The organism is Citrobacter youngae, from assembly GCF_003818115.1.
Taxonomy (GTDB): Bacteria; Pseudomonadota; Gammaproteobacteria; order Enterobacterales; family Enterobacteriaceae; genus Citrobacter; species Citrobacter youngae.
This window is the reverse complement of record NZ_RPOI01000055.1, coordinates 1-849: the sequence shown is the minus strand read 5'-3', so window position 1 is coordinate 849 and position 849 is coordinate 1. Positions and strand designations below refer to the sequence as shown.

The 849-nt window shown below is 56.4% G+C and carries 2 protein-coding genes; both read left to right on the top strand.

The features are described 5' to 3' along the window. The coding region (locus EHN13_RS23930; RefSeq protein ID WP_148085792.1) for an SUMF1/EgtB/PvdO family nonheme iron enzyme at window positions 1-471 on the top strand (471 nt) is incomplete at its 5' end. Beyond that, a partial coding sequence (locus EHN13_RS23925) for an SUMF1/EgtB/PvdO family nonheme iron enzyme (protein ID WP_148085791.1) occupies window positions 468-849 on the top strand: 382 nt, incomplete at its 3' end. The genes EHN13_RS23930 and EHN13_RS23925, both read left to right, overlap by 4 nt.

Here is an 849-nt window from a genome sequence, read left to right as displayed (position 1 = left end):
GCGGCGCGTGACCGGGGTCAGTATATTCTGGTGGCAACGGATGACGGCGACTGGCGTGAAGATGAGAAAACCGGTCGCGGTGAAAACTACGCCACCAGCGAGGACCGGCAGGCTACGGAAGAGGCCACTGGCGTGGAAAGTTTCTTAGTGCGTTATGCCGTCGATCGCTATCCGCCGACCCCCGGCGGGCTGTACGGCATGGCAGAGAACGGCTACGAGTGGGTGAGCGACTGGTATGACCCGGACTATTACGCGAAATCTCCGCGCCAGGATCCGCAGGGCCCGGAGAAGGGCGTCATCCTGGATGACGATAATGGGCAATATATGAAGGTCCGCCGCGGAGGTGACAATCCTTCTCCCGGGTTTGATGTGGGCCTGACCTTTTTTCGCGGCTATGCCATCAAGGACAAGCCTTACCCCGATGGCACCACCGTCCGCTGTGTGGTGAACGCTGCGGAGGCGGTGAAATGAAGGTCGGAAAATATAGCCTGGCGTTGTTGCTGTTGCTGAGCGGTTGCGATAAACCGGAGCCGGCGGCGCAGGATAACGCTGAATTAGCGCAATATCTGCAACGCATTACCGGCGATCTGGTGTTTATTCCGGGCGGCACATTCTGGATGGGGGATTTTTGCTCCCGCACGCACGGTGAGGGCGCGCGCTGTTCACCGGAAAAAGATACCAAACCCGTGCATGAAGTGACGCTGAGCAGCTATTCCATCGGTCGTTTCAAGGTGACCCATGAGGATTACGCTTTTTATCGGAAAATGGCGGGATTACCGGAGTTACGTTACAAAGATCAATACGATAATAAAACGCTGGCGGACATGACCCATTTTAAAAACAGTCCGG